Source organism: Nocardiopsis exhalans, from assembly GCF_024134545.1.
GTDB lineage: Bacteria > Actinomycetota > Actinomycetes > Streptosporangiales > Streptosporangiaceae > Nocardiopsis > Nocardiopsis exhalans.
In genome coordinates this window covers 2,840,020-2,855,016 of record NZ_CP099837.1, presented here as the reverse complement: position 1 = coordinate 2,855,016, position 14,997 = coordinate 2,840,020, and the positions used below count along the sequence as shown (strand labels likewise).

14 protein-coding genes are annotated in these 14,997 nt (G+C 69.3%); 5 read left to right on the top strand and 9 right to left on the bottom strand.

From position 1 onward, the window contains the following. Nucleotides 1-38 precede the first annotated feature (38 nt). Both NE857_RS12710 and NE857_RS12705 read right to left on the bottom strand, forming a co-directional pair. The gene (locus NE857_RS12710) at nt 39-1,454 is read right to left on the bottom strand and encodes an LCP family protein (protein WP_254421174.1); all 1,416 of its coding nucleotides are present in this window, start codon (nt 1,452-1,454) and stop codon (nt 39-41) included. A gap of 279 nt (nt 1,455-1,733) precedes the next feature. Beyond that, nucleotides 1,734-2,435, bottom strand: a complete 702-nt coding sequence (locus NE857_RS12705; protein WP_254421173.1) for a hypothetical protein — start codon at nt 2,433-2,435, stop codon at nt 1,734-1,736. Between the two features lie 218 nt (nt 2,436-2,653). On the opposite strand from NE857_RS12705, the gene NE857_RS12700 reads away from it, so the two are divergent. Beyond that, entirely contained in the window at nt 2,654-3,319 is a 666-nt protein-coding gene (locus NE857_RS12700) for a response regulator transcription factor (RefSeq protein ID WP_017584395.1), read from the top strand. Nucleotides 3,320-3,337: 18 nt separating this feature from the next. Next, nucleotides 3,338-4,711: a sensor histidine kinase gene (locus NE857_RS12695; protein ID WP_254421172.1), complete on the top strand. Its 1,374-nt coding sequence runs from the start codon at nt 3,338-3,340 to the stop codon at nt 4,709-4,711. Nucleotides 4,712-4,827: 116 nt separating this feature from the next. Here the strand turns inward: NE857_RS12695 and NE857_RS12690 are convergent, their stop codons facing one another. The 5 genes from NE857_RS12690 to NE857_RS12670 all read right to left on the bottom strand — a co-directional run bounded on the left by NE857_RS12690 (nt 4,828) and on the right by NE857_RS12670 (nt 11,877). Continuing rightward, on the bottom strand, nt 4,828-5,964 hold the full coding sequence (locus NE857_RS12690; RefSeq protein WP_254421171.1) for a glycoside hydrolase family 5 protein: 1,137 nt from the start codon (nt 5,962-5,964) through the stop codon (nt 4,828-4,830). Nucleotides 5,965-6,223: 259 nt separating this feature from the next. After that, nucleotides 6,224-6,403, bottom strand: coding sequence for a hypothetical protein (locus NE857_RS12685; RefSeq protein WP_254421170.1), 180 nt, complete (start codon nt 6,401-6,403; stop codon nt 6,224-6,226). Between the two features lie 142 nt (nt 6,404-6,545). Then, nucleotides 6,546-7,709 carry an SDR family NAD(P)-dependent oxidoreductase gene (locus NE857_RS12680; protein ID WP_254421169.1) on the bottom strand — a complete coding sequence of 388 codons (1,164 nt, stop codon included), beginning with the start codon at nt 7,707-7,709 and terminating at the stop codon, nt 6,546-6,548. Nucleotides 7,710-8,027: 318 nt separating this feature from the next. Further along, on the bottom strand, nt 8,028-9,968 hold the full coding sequence (locus tag NE857_RS12675) for a hypothetical protein (protein WP_254421168.1): 1,941 nt from the start codon (nt 9,966-9,968) through the stop codon (nt 8,028-8,030). A 67-nt stretch (nt 9,969-10,035) separates the two neighbouring features. Beyond that, nucleotides 10,036-11,877: an outer membrane protein assembly factor BamB family protein gene (locus NE857_RS12670; RefSeq protein ID WP_254421167.1), complete on the bottom strand. Its 1,842-nt coding sequence runs from the start codon at nt 11,875-11,877 to the stop codon at nt 10,036-10,038. 253 nt (nt 11,878-12,130) lie between these two features. Between NE857_RS12670 and NE857_RS12665 the strand changes: the two genes are divergently transcribed. After that, a complete protein-coding gene (locus NE857_RS12665) occupies nt 12,131-12,436 on the top strand; it encodes a DUF6506 family protein (RefSeq protein WP_254421166.1) in 306 nt (101 codons plus the stop codon). Here the strand turns inward: NE857_RS12665 and NE857_RS12660 are convergent. Then, nucleotides 12,433-12,894, bottom strand: a complete 462-nt coding sequence (locus tag NE857_RS12660; RefSeq protein ID WP_254421165.1) for a PPOX class F420-dependent oxidoreductase — start codon at nt 12,892-12,894, stop codon at nt 12,433-12,435. The two genes, NE857_RS12665 and NE857_RS12660, sit on opposite strands and share 4 nt — an antisense overlap. Nucleotides 12,895-12,998: 104 nt before the next feature. Then, a complete protein-coding gene (locus NE857_RS12655) occupies nt 12,999-13,826 on the bottom strand; it encodes an endo alpha-1,4 polygalactosaminidase (protein WP_254421164.1) in 828 nt (275 codons plus the stop codon). 386 nt (nt 13,827-14,212) lie between these two features. On the opposite strand from NE857_RS12655, the gene NE857_RS12650 reads away from it, so the two are divergent. Together NE857_RS12650 and NE857_RS12645 are read left to right on the top strand one after the other, a co-directional pair. After that, nucleotides 14,213-14,467, top strand: coding sequence for a hypothetical protein (locus NE857_RS12650; protein WP_254421163.1), 255 nt, complete (start codon nt 14,213-14,215; stop codon nt 14,465-14,467). Between the two features lie 6 nt (nt 14,468-14,473). After that, complete coding sequence (locus NE857_RS12645) at nt 14,474-14,968, top strand: potassium channel family protein (protein WP_254421162.1); 495 nt, start codon at nt 14,474-14,476, stop codon at nt 14,966-14,968. Nucleotides 14,969-14,997: the final 29 nt, after the last annotated feature.

Here is a 14,997-nt window from a genome sequence, read left to right as displayed (position 1 = left end):
GGCGGACCCGTCCTCGGCACGTGTGCGACCATCCTGCGTCAGCACGCGCTCCGAGGTCCGGCTTCGGCGGTGACTCCGCCTAGGTCGTCGGTGATGGACAGCTCCCCCTCGGAGGAGGACGAGGAGCCGGTGTCGAAGCCGTTCCAGTCGGACCCGGCGACCAGTTCGAGGGTCTGCTCCAGGCCCTCGACCTCCTCGGTCCGGGCGTTGCTCAGCTCACCGGCGAGCAGCTCGGCCGCGGCCGCGTCGCCCGGACCGTGGTAGACCGTGGTCGCGTCGGGGACCCGCAGTTCGGGGTTGCCCGTGCCGGTGACCGTGTAGCCCTCACCGACCAGAACCGCCTGGATCTCCAACGCGAGACCATCGATCCCGGTGTTGTTCAACACCTCGACCGAGACGTCGGAGGGGTCGGCAGACGTCTCCTCGGACTCCTGGCCGGAACCATCGTCCTCCTCTCCCCCCGTGAGGTCCACACCGTTGTTGATCGCCCCGAACAGCTCCGAGGCCGCGGGCTCGCTCAGGATGATGCGGTTCTCGTTGTCCGGGTGAACGCCGTTGGGGACGGTGACGAACTGGATCCGATCCAGGTCGACCTCGCGCATGGAGATCGCGATGTCGGCCATCGTGTCGACGGTCAGGCCCTCGTCGGTGGTGATGGAGTCGGTCACCGCGCCGAGGAAGTTGGTGATGGTGATGGGGCTGGTCATCACGTCGCTGCTGAGCACCTCGCGCAGCATGGCGCCCATGAACTCCTGCTGGCGGTCGATCCGGGACAGGTCGCTGCCGTCACCCTGGGCGTAGCGCGAGCGCACGAACCCCAGCGAGTCCTCGCCGTCCAGGGTCTGCAACCCGGCGTCCAGCTTCAGGTGCGCCTTGACGTCGTCGATCGGCTCGGGGATACACATCTCCACCCCGCCGATGGCGTCCACCATGTCCTTGAACCCGGCGAAGTCCATCACGACGAAGTGGTCCAGGTGCACCCCGGTGACCTGCTCGACGACCTTCCACTGGCAGCCCACCCCGCCGAAGTTCATCGCGGAGTTGATCATGCCGTGCTGCGCCGACATGCCCTCGTACCCCTCCACGGCCTCGCAGTCGGGCAGGTCGACCATCAGGTCGCGGGGCAGGTTCACCAGCGTGGCCGCGCCGCTGTCCACGTTGATGCTCGCGATGAGCATCGTGTCGGGCCGCTCACCCTCGGCGTCGCCGTAACCCTCGTTCTCCCCCGAGCGCACGTCCGAACCGATGATCAGCAGGTTCATCACCCCCTCCACGCTCGTGGGCCGGTCCCACTCGTCAGTGTCCACCTGGGCGGTCGTGATGTTACCGATCAAGCCCTGGTACCAGCCGTAACCGCCCAGACTGGCGACGATGACCAGGGCGGTGGCCACACAGGCGACCCGCTGCCCGGTGGACAGCCGGGCGGACGGCCGAAGGGATGGCGAACGTGGCAACGTCGGACTCCGTACTTCTCGTTCCAAGCGGACCCGGTCAGCGTGCCAGGGCTTTCTGAGCCGTTCCTGAAACAAGCTGAAGGGGCTTTCAGGTTGGGAACGAGCGGTTCTCGGAGGGTGGGAGCACACGGAACACAGGACAGCGGCGAAGCGAACCGGGAGAGCGGAGCAACCCGGGACAGCCGCTGTCCGGGAACGGAGCGTCGGATCCCGGCAAGGGAACACCGTGTCCCGGGATACGCCGGAAACACCGCCTCGTGCCCCTGGGAACGGCCCCCGTCAGTAGTTCGGGCGCACGTCCGCGACCGCGCCGGAGAGGTCGAGGATCACGTGGTACTCCTGCCCGTCCCCGCCGCGTACCCGGACCTCCCACCCCTGCCAGCCGTCCTCGTCGACACGATCGACGCCGGTGGCCTCAGCCCCTTCACCGACCGCCTCCTCAGCGGCGCTGGCGGCCTCCTCCTGGTCGGCCTCGTACGAGGAGCCGGTGTCCTCCCAGGGGGCGGGGCCCCCGTCGGTGTCCCGGAAGGTCAGTCCGTTGACGGTGAACACCCCGGCGGCGTCGCGTTCGGGATCCTCGTCGGGGTCGTGGCGCACGCCCAGCGTGACCTCGGTGCCCTCCAGAGCGCGCAGCTCCACCAAGAGTGCGGCCGCGGTGCCGTCACCGTCGAAGTCCTCCAGTACCGGATCGGTGAGCAGCCACGCCCGGGGGCCGAAGTCGACCCCTACTCCCCCGACGTACCAGTCCTCGGGCCCGTCACCGGAGCGCAGTTCACCGGTCAGCTGTTCGAGGCCGTCCACCGGCCGGGAGGTCCCGTCGCCGACCGGGGAGCGGAGCGTGGGCGCGCTCGTGAAACCATCGAGGCGGATCGTGTCCACCGTCAGGTCCGGTTCCCTGAGGAAGAGGTACCCGCTCACGCCCAGGACCGTCAGGGCAGCCGCGGCGCAGGTGATGAGGGGCGTCCTGCGGCGTCGCATCATCGGTTCCTTCGGCAGTGGGTGGTCGGGCGGGCTGGTCGGGCTTGACGGGCGGGCGGAGTTGACGGGCGGGCGGAGTTGACGGGCGGATCTCATTGTCCATCAGCCTCATGATGGGAACCTGAATCCAACCTGAAGACCGCCTTCAGGTCGTCTTCATCACGGGCTCAGCATTCACCGGCATGCTGGAGCGGACCAAGGAAGCAGGAGGGCACGGCGCGGTGGCGATTCTGGTGGTGGAGGACGAGGAGGGCATCGTCTCCTTCGTCCGGCGTGCTCTGGAGAACGCCGGATACCGGGTGGTGGTCTCCGCGGACGGCGTCGACGGGCTGGTCATGGCCCTGTCCGACGACATCGACCTGGTCGTCCTGGATCTGGGGCTGCCGGGCCTGTCGGGTGAGGAGGTCCTGCGGCGGCTCCGGCTGCGCCGCCCCTCCGTCCCGGTGATCGTACTCACCGCCAAGGACGCGGTCGACGACCGGATCGCCAACCTCGACGCCGGGGCCGACGACTACATGGTCAAACCGTTCAGTGTGCGCGAGCTCCTGGCCAGGATCAGGGCCCGGCTGCGGACCAGCGGGCAGGAGCGCGGCGACACCCTGAGCGTCGGTGGCCTCACCCTGGACCTGAGCGGGCACACCGCTTTCGTGGACGGCGCCACCATCGCCCTGTCCGCGCGGGAGTTCGCCCTGCTGTCGGTCCTCCTGAACCACCCCGGCCAGGTGTTCTCCCAGGCCCAACTGCTCGACCTGGTGTGGGGTTATGACTTCGACGGCGCCTCCAACGTCGTCGAGGTCTACGTCAGCCAGCTGCGCCGCAAACTCGGCGCGGAGCGCATCCAGACCGTGCGCGGGGTCGGCTACCGGCTGAGCGGCAGCGACCAGTGAGGGCCAGGTGAGCCACGGATGAGTCTCTCCCGGCGTCTGGTCCTGCGGGCACTGGTGGTGATGGTGCTGGTGGTCGGCGGCATCATCGCCCTGACCCACGCGCTGGTCCTGGTTTCCGGACGCAACGACGTCGACAACCTGCTGCGCCAGGAGTCCGCGCTGCTGAGCGAGGCGCTGGGCGACCAGATGCCCGTCGTCGCGGGGCTGGACGGCATGGTCTCGGGTCCCGAGGCCGAGCGCGCCGCACGCCAGGTGCTGGCGATCCGCCCCAGCGGGGCCAGGCACGTGTCGTTGGTACACGTCAACGGGGTGCGGCTGCAGAGCACCGGCGGTCCCGCCAAGGTCGCGGCGCTGATGCGCGGTGACGACGCCCCCGAGGCGGCCCCCGGTGTCGCGCGTACCGTGGACACCGGTATCGGCAAGGTCCGGGTGCTGGACACCCCCGTCACCGACGCGACCGACGCGAAGGTCGCCGTCATCACCGTGGCGGCGCCGTTGGACGCGGTACATGACACGGCCACCACGGTCCTGCTGGTCACCGCCCTGGCCGGAGGGCTCGGCGTCGGGGTCGGCGGCGGCGCGCTGTGGGCGGTGGTGCGGCGCACCCTGGCACCGGTGCGGGAGGTGTCGGCGGCGGCCAAGGAGATCTCCCCGGCCGACCTGACCACGCGGGTACCCGTCCCCGGTACCCGCGACGAGATCGCGGAGCTGACCACCGAGATCAACCGGATGCTCACCCGGATCGAGGCGGCGGACACCGAACGACGCCGTTATCTGGCGGCGATCTCCCACGAGGTACGCACCCCGCTCGCGGTGGCCGAGGGACACCTGGAGCTGTTGGGCGGGCCGGAGGCGGAGATCGTACACGCCGAGCTCGAACGGTTGCGGCGGGTTCTGGAGGACCTCATGGCGGTGGCGCGCGGGGGTGACGGGGTCGACGCCGACCGCGGTCCGGTGTTCCTGCCGGACCTGTTCGACGCCGTCCGGGACCGGGTCCGACCGCTGGCCTTCGCCCCGGCCGTGGTTTTTCACGAGGCTTCTCCGCAGGTCGTGCTCGGGGACCAGGCCAGGTTGGAGCAGTGCCTGATGAACCTGGTCTCCAACGCGATCGACCACAACCCGCCGCGGGTCCGCGTCGAGGTGACCACCGAGGTCCGCAGGGACACGGTGGCCCTGGTCGTCACGGACGACGGCACCGGGATCGACCCCGAGCTGCTGCCCCGCGTGTTCGAGCCGTTCGTGACCACGCGCTCCGACCAGGCGGGCGGGCTGGTCGGTCTGGGGCTGTCGATCGTGCGGTCCCTGGTGACGGCGCAGGGCGGCAGCGTGGACGTCGAGAGCGGGCCCGGGGGAACCTCGGTCCGTGTGGTGCTGCCCGTCGCCAAGGCCTGAGGGTGCCCCGGAACGTCCACGACACAGGCGGGCACGGGGAGTGACGGGGTGAGCAGGGTGCAGGGTGTGCGGGTCGGCGGGGGCCGGTGAGCGCTGTGCGGCCCCGCCGACCTGGATCAGGAACCGGTGTCGTCGGCGCCGTTGACACCGCTGGTGCGGATCTGGTCGCGGATCCACTCCCCGGCGGGCTTGAGCGCGTCGGTGCCCGCGAAGGGTCCGCCCGCGGCGCAGGTCCCGGGCTCGAAGACCGCGCCGGAGCGGTGGTCGTCCGAGTAGTTCCAGTTCACCCAGCTGATCTGCTCCTGGGCCATGAAGTCGAGGTAGGCCTGGGCGGAGACGAAGTCGTCCTCGCCGTCACCGGTGTGCTCCTGGGTGCCGAACTCGGTCACGAACAGGGGCAGTTCCCGGGCGGCCTGCTGGAAGACGTCGAAGTGGAGCCCGTCGTGCGAGGCCGCGTAGAAGTGGTAGACGTACATGATGTTGTCCGCGTCGACCGGGTCGGCGACGATCTCGGAGTGGTCCGAGCCCTCGGAGACGCCCAGTGAGGACCAGGCGCGGGTGCCGACCAGCACGACCGCCTCGGGGTCCTGCTCACGGATCACCGGGATGACCTGCTCGGAGTAGCTCCTGATCGAGTCCCAGGACACCCCGTTGGGTTCGTTGGCGATCTCGTACAGGACGTTGTCCTTGTCCGCGTGCGCGGCGGCGATCTCGGCGAAGAAGTCCAGCGCGAGGCCGGTGTTGTGGTTCGGGTCGCCGGGCGTGAGCATGTGCCAGTCCACGATCACGTAGAGGCCGCGCCGGGTGCCCTCCTCGATGAGATCGTGCACCCGGTCGGTGAAACCGCGCGGGTCGGTCTCGTAGCCGCCCTCCTGGATGTACAGGGACACCCGGAGGACGTCGGCGTTCCAGTCGTCGGCGAGGGCGTCGAGCGAGGCGTCGGTGAGGCAGTGGTCGAACCACTGGAGTCCGTGCGAGCTCATCCCGGTGAGCTGGATCGGCTGGCCGTTCTCGTCGCAGAGTTTGAGGCCGCACACCTGGAGCTGGCCGTGCGCGTCCACGGCGCTCAGGGCGGCCTCGCCGGAGACGGGGTCGGCCTGGGCGGTCTGGGTCCGCTCGGCCGCTTCCCCGGTGAGCAGGGCGGCCCCGAGTAGGAGCGCTCCCATGCCCGCGAGGCCGAGGGTACGAAAGGGTCTTCTCCGGGCGGGGCCGTTGGTGGGCAGGGCTTCGGGGGTGGTGCGGTGGCGCGCCAAGGGGAACCTCCAGCGGGGTGCGGACCGAGCTGCGCGCGGGGGTTCGCGCGCCCCGGATCCGGAAGGAGTATTTCCTGACCGAAGCTAGATTCCGGTTGCCCAGACGTCAAGACCGGTAACCGAAAGTGATCACACTGGACCGCGTCGCCTCCTGCCGCCCCGTGGGGCACACCAGTATCCGATGTGCCCCACGACTGGCCGCCTCGGACCCTGCTCGGGGCGTGCTGAGCCAGACGGGCTCGGGCGCGCCCATGCGGGTTCAGGCTGGCTCGGGCTGGGGTTCGGGCCCCGGCGGTTCGGGAACCGGCTCCGGCTCCGGTACCGGGTCCGGGCTCGGCTCCGGCGGCACCGGGTCGGGCGGCATCGGCGCGGGCGGGAACGGGTCCGGCGGCATGGGATCGGGTTGACGCAGGGTCCGGTCCGGGTTGTGTGCGCTCATGCGGGTTTCCTCCTCTCGGTGCGGTGTTCCTCGGTATTCCCCTGTGGAGACCCGGGTGTTCCCGGTCGATCTAAGTTCTGTGTCGGTTCCGGGTCCCCGTCAGTCCCGTGCGGCTGGTCGCCGCACCGCTCTTCGGTCCGGGTCACTTCTCTTCGGTTCGCTGTCCCTGTTCGTCCTGCGGCTTGGAATGCTGGTTCATCCGCTTGCTCGCGCGTTCGTTGAGGACGGAGACGGTGTCCACCAGACGGCCCAACCTGCTTTGGCCCGCCTCCGCACCCAGGCGTTCCTCCACCCGGGCCGGGGCGTCGGGCAGCAACCAGCCGACCAGCCGCATCGCCTCCTGAGTGAGCCCGGGCGCGATCCCGCGAGCGACCAGACCGGCCCGGGCCGCCGGTGTGATCACGAGGAAGCTCTTTCGCCCGGCCGTGGCGCGCACGATGTGGCGGGCGGCGCGTTCGGCGCTCACGCTCAGCAGGGGGAGCCCTGCGAGCAGAGCGAACCACGCGTACTCGCGTTCGGGGTCGCCGCTGAAGGCCACTCCGCGGTGCGAGCCGGTGCGCATCAGCCCGGGCACGACGGTGGTGACGCGCACCCCGGTGCCCGCGGTCTCGGCGGCCATGCCCTCGGAGAGCGCCGCCCAGGCGTGCTTGGCGGTGGAGTAGGGCAGCAGGTGCGGCACCGAGAGATAGGCGCCGATCGAGGTGATGTTGACGATGACGCCCCGGGTGTCCCGCAGCCGGTCCACGGCGGCTCGGGAAAGGTGGAACGGGCCCCAGAACATGATGTCCATGGCCTGCCGGAAGTGGTCGTCGGTGTGGGCCTCCTGCGGACCGACCCGCATGATCCCGGCGGAGTTGACCACCGCGTCGAGCCGGCCGAAGTGCTCCTCGGCCTCGTCGAGCAGGGACTCGATCTGCTCGGGATCGGTGACGTCGCAGACCACACCGTGGGCCTCCACGCCCCGCCCGGTGAGTTCGGCTACCGCCCGGTCCAGGCCCTGCTGTCCGCGGGCGCAGACCACCACGCGGGCCCCGGAGGCTCCGAACTCACGGGCCAGCTGCAGGCCCAGCCCTCGGGAGCTGCCGGTGATCAGCACGACCTTTCCGGCCATGAGCCCGGAGCGACGGCGTTCGGACAGCGCGGAGACACCGACCCCGAGGGCGGCTCCGGCCGCACCCCAGGCGAGGAGTTCGAGATTGCGCTTGTACGCGGGGACCGGTTCGGGTGCGGGCGCGTACCTGCGGCGGACCCGGGACCACGCCCAGCGGGCTCCGACCATCGCGAGGGGCGCCTTCCAGCCGTTCACCGAGAACCTCCCGCGCTGTCGCGGACGTCGGGTGTGTGCTGGGTCTGTGGCATGTGTGCCCCTGTTCGTCGAATACATGAGTCTCCGGGGGATGTGGGTGCTCCGGTACCCGGCACACCCGAACCGAAAACGACAGCTGGAAAGTCATGGCGAAACCCGGGCGTCCGCGTTGGGCCGCGGGTCGCGGTACGGCAAGTGACACGAACGCCCGAGCTGGGATTCGGTGGACTCCTGAGGGCTCCGGGACAAGGCCGGGTCAGGGCACCAGCCTATGGGGGTCGGTATGGAGTTCGGTGACGTCGCCCGCGAGCCTTGGGGTCAGGGCACCAGAGCGAAGAGTTCCGTGGCCTGACTCGGTGTGCTTCCCACGCTCAGTGCGAGCACCAGTGCGCCGGGGACGGGGATCAGAGGGCTACTCACCTCCAGGGAGGGTCTGCTGCCCCGCCCTTCCTCGGGTGGGACCAGCAGATCGGAGTCGAAGTCGATCCGGCGCAGGTCCTCCTCGGCGACGGTCCCCTCCCGCAGGGGAGTGACCACCACGCTGGAGGTGCCTCGCTCCCCCGCTTCAAGACTGCCGGGTCGGGTGATGTCGGTGTGCGTGAGCGCATCGTTCAGTACCGCGCCCCGGATCCTGTCCGCGGGCAGCCACGAGTCCGGCAGGACCGTGCTCTCGAGAACGTTCCCCTCCGCGTCGGTACGGTGCACCCGAAGCGGGTCCCCGGATTCGGAATCGGAGTGTTCGGCGATGAGGGCGCCCTCGCTGTCAGCGTGCAGGTAGACACCCTTCCCCGCATGCCCGAACGGATGCAGTCCGACCAGGTCCGCGGGGACCACGTCCAGGTCCTGCCCGGTGCGCACGTCAAAGGCGCGATCAGCTACCAGGAACACGGGGGCGGCACCTGGGCGGGGGGCACCACCGGGCCACAGGACCGGCGGGTTCTCCTCCTTGTGGGTATCCCATTCGCGGCGCCAGTTCTCCTCCCCCGTCGCCGCGTCCAACGCCACCAGGGACACCGTTCCGGATTCCTGGGCGGCATCGACCCGATCCCCCCAGCTCCTGGAGTCCTCGTCTGTGAGGTCCTCGGCTGCGGGCTGATCGGCGCACATCTCACCAAGGATGATCTGATCTTCGTACGGGAGGACAGCGGTATCCCCGCTCACGCAAAGCCGTTCCCGGTTCGCCGCTCCGAACGGGCGCTCCCAACGCTGCTCGTAGTCGGTTCCCACCACGTAGAGCGTTCTCTTGTGTCCGTACACGTAGTTTCCGGCGTCGGTGTGCAGCAGGCGGGCGTCCGACCAGGTGCCGGCGTTCCATGGGACTTCCTCGGGGAAGGGGACGTCCTCAACGATCTGCCCCGTCGCGGTGTCCAGCGTCAGGTGGCTCCACTCCGCGTCGTCTCCCCTTCGGAACGTGACCGACGCCAGGCCGCCCTGACCGCTGAGAACACCCCTCGTCCAGTCGAGAGGACTGTACGAGTACCGGGCCCGGTGGGTCCACAACTCATCGCCGGTCCGCCCGTCCAGGGCGATCAGTCCGTCCCTCAACACCACCACGGGGCCGTGGCTGCCCGCGTCCACCCGAACGACCTCGGTGTTCTCCGGTGCCGTCCAGGTCCAGCCGACCTCACTGACATCGGTCGGAACCGGTGCGGGCTCGCCAGGTGCCTCGGACAGGAAGGTGTGGGTGACCGGCCGGTACTCGGACAGGGGCGTGACCAGACCGGCGACCAGAACCACCACCAACACCCCGGTGGGAGCCCCCGCCCACCAGAGACCGCGCGGCTTCCCTCTCGGCCCGGCCAACACCCCCAGGGAGAGGACCGTGCCGAATGCGACCAGGACCGCGACACCCCACAGGGCGATCGCCTGCTCGGAGGCGGTGAAGTCGCCCGGGGAAGCGAGTGGGGGAAGGGAATCCGTCGGCAGGGCCACGAAGACGAGCACCACCGCGGTGACCACCAGGAACAACGGGAACAGCAGATGGTCCCGCGACAGTGAGCGCGGCTGTGCCGGGTCGGGGTCCGCGCCCTGTCCCCACAGGTGGCGCACCAGCACGATCCCGAAGACGCCCAGGACCATGACCGAAGCACCCCACCTCGGGTTGACCGCGCTGTCGGTCGCCAGCCCCTCACCGCCCAGGCCCCACCACGCCCAGCCGACGAAGACCACCGTGGCGGCCAGCACCCCGGCCCCGGCCCAGCCCAGGGTCCCGGTCAGCCACCGGACGGCCTTCGCGCGATCGAGCTTGGTTTTCGACATCAGGGGGTTACCACTTTCAGCTTCGAACGAGTGCTGGGGCGAGGTCGGGGCAGCCGGCGAAACCGGGTCAGGGCACCAGGCCGTGGACGGGAGCGGGGACCTCAGATTCTTCGGGGCCCTCGATGTAGGAGACAACCGCACCCGGGACCGCGAGGAGTCGATGCACTGCCGTTCCGGACAGTTGCCCCGCCTCAGCCGAAAGCCGCTCACCGTCAAAACCGATCCATTCGAGGTCGTCCTCGGTGCCCGGTTCCCCCGCGCCGAGCGGAGCAGCCATCAGCGCCCGCATACCCTCGCTGTTCTCCTCTCCGTCAGCATCCAACCGCCAGGTCTGGGTGGAGAGCAGGGCATCAGCCAACGCATGCGCATGGTCTTGCTCCCAGATTTCCGAGATGTCGGATGTCCAGAATGCGCGCTGCACCTGCTTGCTGACCTCGACGGTTCGGACGACACTGCCACCAGAGTCCGTGCCCAGCAGCAAGTGGGTCTCCGAGCTTCGGTACCGTCTGAGCACAACGGCCCCTTCGCTGTCCGCGGCGATCAGGTCGTCCGCGACCCAGTCCGGGTCGTCCGGCTCTTCCGGAAGGGCGTCCACCGGCTCACCGGTCTCCAGATCGAACAGGCCGCTGCTGGTCGCGGCCACGGGGCGTGCGCCTTCGGTCCGGGCGGGGTGAATCTCGGCGCCCTCGACCACGTAGACGCTCTCGGGTACGTCCTCGTGACGCCACAACTCCGCACCCGAGTCGGTGTCCAGGACGGTCAGGGTCCGTACCGCGTCATCGGGAACAGCCAGATCCCTGAGAACAGCGTTCCTCTCGTCCGCGTCCCCCTCGGGGAGGTGCTCCTCGTCCAGGCACACGTGGGTCAGCAGCAACCGGTCTCCGTGTCCTTGAAGCTCCCTCCCCCAAGGCCTCATACACCAACGCCCCGGCCCGTCGTCCGCGAACGGAACCTCCCAGATGGGTTCGTCGGAGTCGATCCTGTGGGCGACCACGAGAGACCGTCCGTCCTCGGCGTCGCGGAATACCCGTGCCTCCGGGGTCAGATACCCGTCTCCCCCGAAACCGTCCCTGCCGGGTTCGGGGACGGACGTTTCCCGCACCACCTCTCCGGTGGTGGTGTCCAGGACCAACAGCGTCCCGGTCTCGGATTCGATGCTCTCCTGGTGGTGGAAGTAGGCACGGTCCTCGTTCCCGGCGAAGAAGCCGGTCCCCACGTGGCGAGCGTAGGGGCGGCGATAAGTCCACAACTCCTCACCGGTGGCTCCGTCCAGGGCCACGAAACCGTCCCGATACTGGATGACGGGTCCCAGGACACCGCGTCCGACCCCGACGACCGTGTGCTCCGGCTGCCAGGTCCATCCCACCTGGCTGACCTCAGCGGGTACCGGCTCGGGCTCACGACCGGCCTCGGCTGTGCTGTGCTCCATCGTCAACGCCCTGGTGAGGACAGGGGTCAGGGCCGCGATCAGCGCCACGGCCAGCACACCGGAACCCAGCCCCGCCAGTGCACGCTTCCACTGGCGGACCGGCAGCTTGTCGGAGGCTCCGACCAACAGAGCCAGGCCCAGAGCGATCGAGCAGACCCCGACCCAGAGTTCGGCGAACGTGTCCGGGTACAGCGGATAGCCGTCGTTGATGACGGTGGGAACCAAGTACTGGTCCGGGAAGGTCCAAACGACCAGCGCCAGCCCGCCCAGGGCGCCCGCGATCCGGGCCAGGGTCTGCCCGCGAGCGGGTACTTTCCCGGGATCGTCACCGGGGTCCACGGTCGACCGCAGGAGCACGTAGCCGCCCACGACCAGAGCGAGTATCAAGACGAGGACCAGAGGCCCGCCCAGTTCTTCGGGCATCCGGTTGCTCTGCGGTTCCCAGAACCCGGCACCGGTCAGGTATACGCCCCAGGCCATGACCAAGATCCCGGCCCAGCCGAACACCCCTCCGAGCCGCCCACCCACACCCGCACCCCTTGTCCTGTTGTGTCGCTGTTGTCACCGTGCGCGAAACGCATCCTAGGACTGCGGTGGAGTAGAGGTGACGGCGGGTGCGGAGCTCGGGGTACAGGGCCGGACCCGCACTGACGCTTCCCGGTGCGGCCTTGTTGACCTCAACCACGCTTGAGGTCCTACGCTGGCGTCTCTGAAACCCCACGAGGAGGACGATGTGAGCGCGAGTTGGGCCTACCTGTACCTGCACCCCGAAACCGACCCCGACACCGACCGGACCGTCCTCGACCGAGGCGGCATCCGTACCACGCTGGTCGCCGTTCCGAGCCCTGACCGGGCACCCGAGGTGGCCGCCGCGCTCGCCTCGGAGGGGGCCACCCTCATCGAACTGTGCGGCGGCTTCTCCTTGGAGGCCGCAGCCGCGGTCCGATCGGCCCTACCCTCGAAGGTAGCGGTCGGCCACGTCACCGTGTCCGTGGATTCAGTGCACGCCGCCGCGGCCTTCGGTGACTCGGTCAGCTAAACCCTGTCCGCGGGGAAACCACCGGTAGCCACAGGCCCCCACTTCTGCGGAGTCACCCGGACAAGCGCCTTGCCCTGCCGCCGCATCGCCTCGCGGTACTCGTCCCAGTCCGGGTGCTCTCCCGCGATCACCCGGAAGTACTCCACCAACGGTTCCACGGCGGCCTCTCCATCCAGAACCTCCGCGGAACCGTCGACCTGCACCCAGGGCCCCTCGAAGTCGTCGGAAAGGACGACCACACTGACCCGCGCGTCCCTACGGGCGTTGCGCGCCTTCACCCGCTCCGGATAGGTCGACACCACGATCCGCCCGTCCGCGTCGACCCCACAGGTCACCGGAGACGCCTGCGGGCTCCCGTCAGCGCGCCGGGTCAGAAGCAGGGCCTTGTGCCGGGGCCGCACGAACTCCAGCAACCCGTCAAGGTCGACCTCGGTGTTGGTGGCGATGTTCGGCGCCATGTGCCCGCCTCCCCAGTGGTCCGGTTTACGCCCCAGGCTACTGAGATTCGAACGCCCCGGAAAGCCGACGGCACAGCACGGGCATGTCGGCTCGGAGGGCTGCGTCAGCACCTCTCGTACAGGTACCCGGGGTGGTCGGCGTCGACGAGGGCGAGGTCCCTCAGAATCGTCCTGGGCACCACGGCCGGGTCCGCACACACCTCGTCGAAGGTGAGCCCGGCGCCGTCCAGGTCTTCCGGGTACTCGACGGCGAGCACGTTCTCAGAACCGTAGGCGTCGGTGTAGGCGGCGCACTCCGACCATGCCGCACAGGACTCGGCGACAGCGAAGTCGAAACCCGCCTCACCCCTGCCGCGTGCGGCCTCCTCGGCCGCGTTCTTCTGGGCCGCATCGAGGCCGTGGTCATGTGCCAGGGCGACGGCCAGCCCCGCCAGGGCCAGGTTGTCGTCCATGGTCAGGGCGCCGCCGGAACGAAGGTGCGAGTCGAGGTTGTCGAACTCGACGGCGTCGAACCCGGCGTCGGCACACCGGTCGACGCTCTCGGCGAGAACGGCCGCGATCCGCTGCCGGTTCTCCCCTGTCGAGGTGTCCAACAGTATTTCGTCCGGCCACCCCGGATCCGTGACCGGCGCCCCCGCCCCATCACGCAACAGCAGGTCCGGAGCTTCTTCGAGCCAGCGGTCGAGGTCCCCGGGCTGGGTCTGGAAGCCGTTGACGTAACAGACCGAATACCTTCCACGTGCAGGTTCCGCAGTGGAATCCCGCACCACGACGGTGACGCCCTCGGCCGGCGGGTAGGCGCCGCCCAGTTGGTAGTCGAATCCTCCGCCCGGCAGGACTCCGTCCGAAACTCCGGTGTCCACCGCGCAACCGGCAACGAGGACGGCCAGTACCAGGACACCCCCGACGAGGCTTCCGGTCCGAGCAACCACTTCAGCACCATCGACCCTCGAAACATCGAATCGGACCCCGGAAAAGATCTGATGCCTGGACACGTTCCGATCACCATCCGAACTACCCATTCAAGCACCGCTGGGCCACTGTTACCGCGCCCGCAGCAGCGTCCCCGCAGGCAGCCTGGAAGCCCTCCGGCATTTCAGCTGCGCCGCGGAACAAGCCCCACCGCCCACGTGGGCGGCCCGGCCCCGGAGGGGCCCGTCCCCGAGCGGACCGCGGAGTTTCGTATAGTGCCCCTGACCTGCGACCAGGTATCGGAAGAACCGCGTAAGCCCAGGCCACGAACCCGGGGAGCTACCCGCATCAGGAAGTGGCCCCGCCCTCGGCCGAAGGACCGCGCTGAAGATTGGAGCCCCGCCCCATGTCAACCACCGAAGAGTCCGAGCACGGTGAGCGCGTCACCCGGTGGGAACGGCGCCTCGAAGTACCGATGCTTCTTCTCGCGGGTGCCTTCCTGGTCGCCTACGCCTGGCCGGTGATCGAATCGGACCTGGGGCAGACCTGGGAATCCCGCCTTGAGGTCCTGTCCTGGACCGTGTGGGCCGCGTTCGCCATCGACTTCCTGATCCGGCTCTGGCTCGCCGAGAACCGCCTCCTCTACGCGGCACGGCGATGATACGACGTGGTGCTGGTGCTCCTCCCCATGTTCCGCACGCTCCGGCTGCTGCGCATGCTCGCCCTCATCCGCATGCTGAACCGCTCGATGGCCGGAGCGCTGGCCGAGCGGATCTCCGTGTACGTCGCGGTGACCGCGGCCCTGACGGTGTTCGTAGGAGCCCTCACCGTGCTCGACGCCGAACAGCAGGCTCCCGGAGCCAACATCACCGAGTTCGGGGACGCCCTGTGGTGGTCCGTCGTGACAGTGACGACGGTGGGATACGGCGACTACTACCCGGTCACGACGGAGGGCAGACTGGTGGCGGTGGGCCTGATGCTCATCGGCATCGCCCTGGTCGGGGTACTCACGGCAGCCGTGGCCTCCTGGTTCATCAGGAACGCGAACCTGAGTGAGAGCGCCGCCTCCGCCAAAAAGCAACCCGAGCCGGGGCCGGAGTTGGAGGAGAGCAGGGTTGAGGGAGCCGCCCCGCAGGGCGGCGGCCCTGCTAAGGCCGGATAGTCCCGGCCTCAGCGGAAGGCCCGGGGACG

Coding starts and splice junctions, on each gene's coding strand:
- NE857_RS12660 (WP_254421165.1), bottom strand. CDS start 12,894: ATGGCGCCGAACATCGCCACCAACACCGAGGTCGACCTTGACGGGTTG.
- NE857_RS12695 (WP_254421172.1), top strand. CDS start 3,338: ATGAGTCTCTCCCGGCGTCTGGTCCTGCGGGCACTGGTGGTGATGGTG.
- NE857_RS12670 (WP_254421167.1), bottom strand. CDS start 11,877: ATGGCCTGGGGCGTATACCTGACCGGTGCCGGGTTCTGGGAACCGCAG.
- NE857_RS12705 (WP_254421173.1), bottom strand. CDS start 2,435: ATGATGCGACGCCGCAGGACGCCCCTCATCACCTGCGCCGCGGCTGCC.
- NE857_RS12685 (WP_254421170.1), bottom strand. CDS start 6,403: ATGAGCGCACACAACCCGGACCGGACCCTGCGTCAACCCGATCCCATG.
- NE857_RS12650 (WP_254421163.1), top strand. CDS start 14,213: ATGTCAACCACCGAAGAGTCCGAGCACGGTGAGCGCGTCACCCGGTGG.
- NE857_RS12675 (WP_254421168.1), bottom strand. CDS start 9,968: ATGTCGAAAACCAAGCTCGATCGCGCGAAGGCCGTCCGGTGGCTGACC.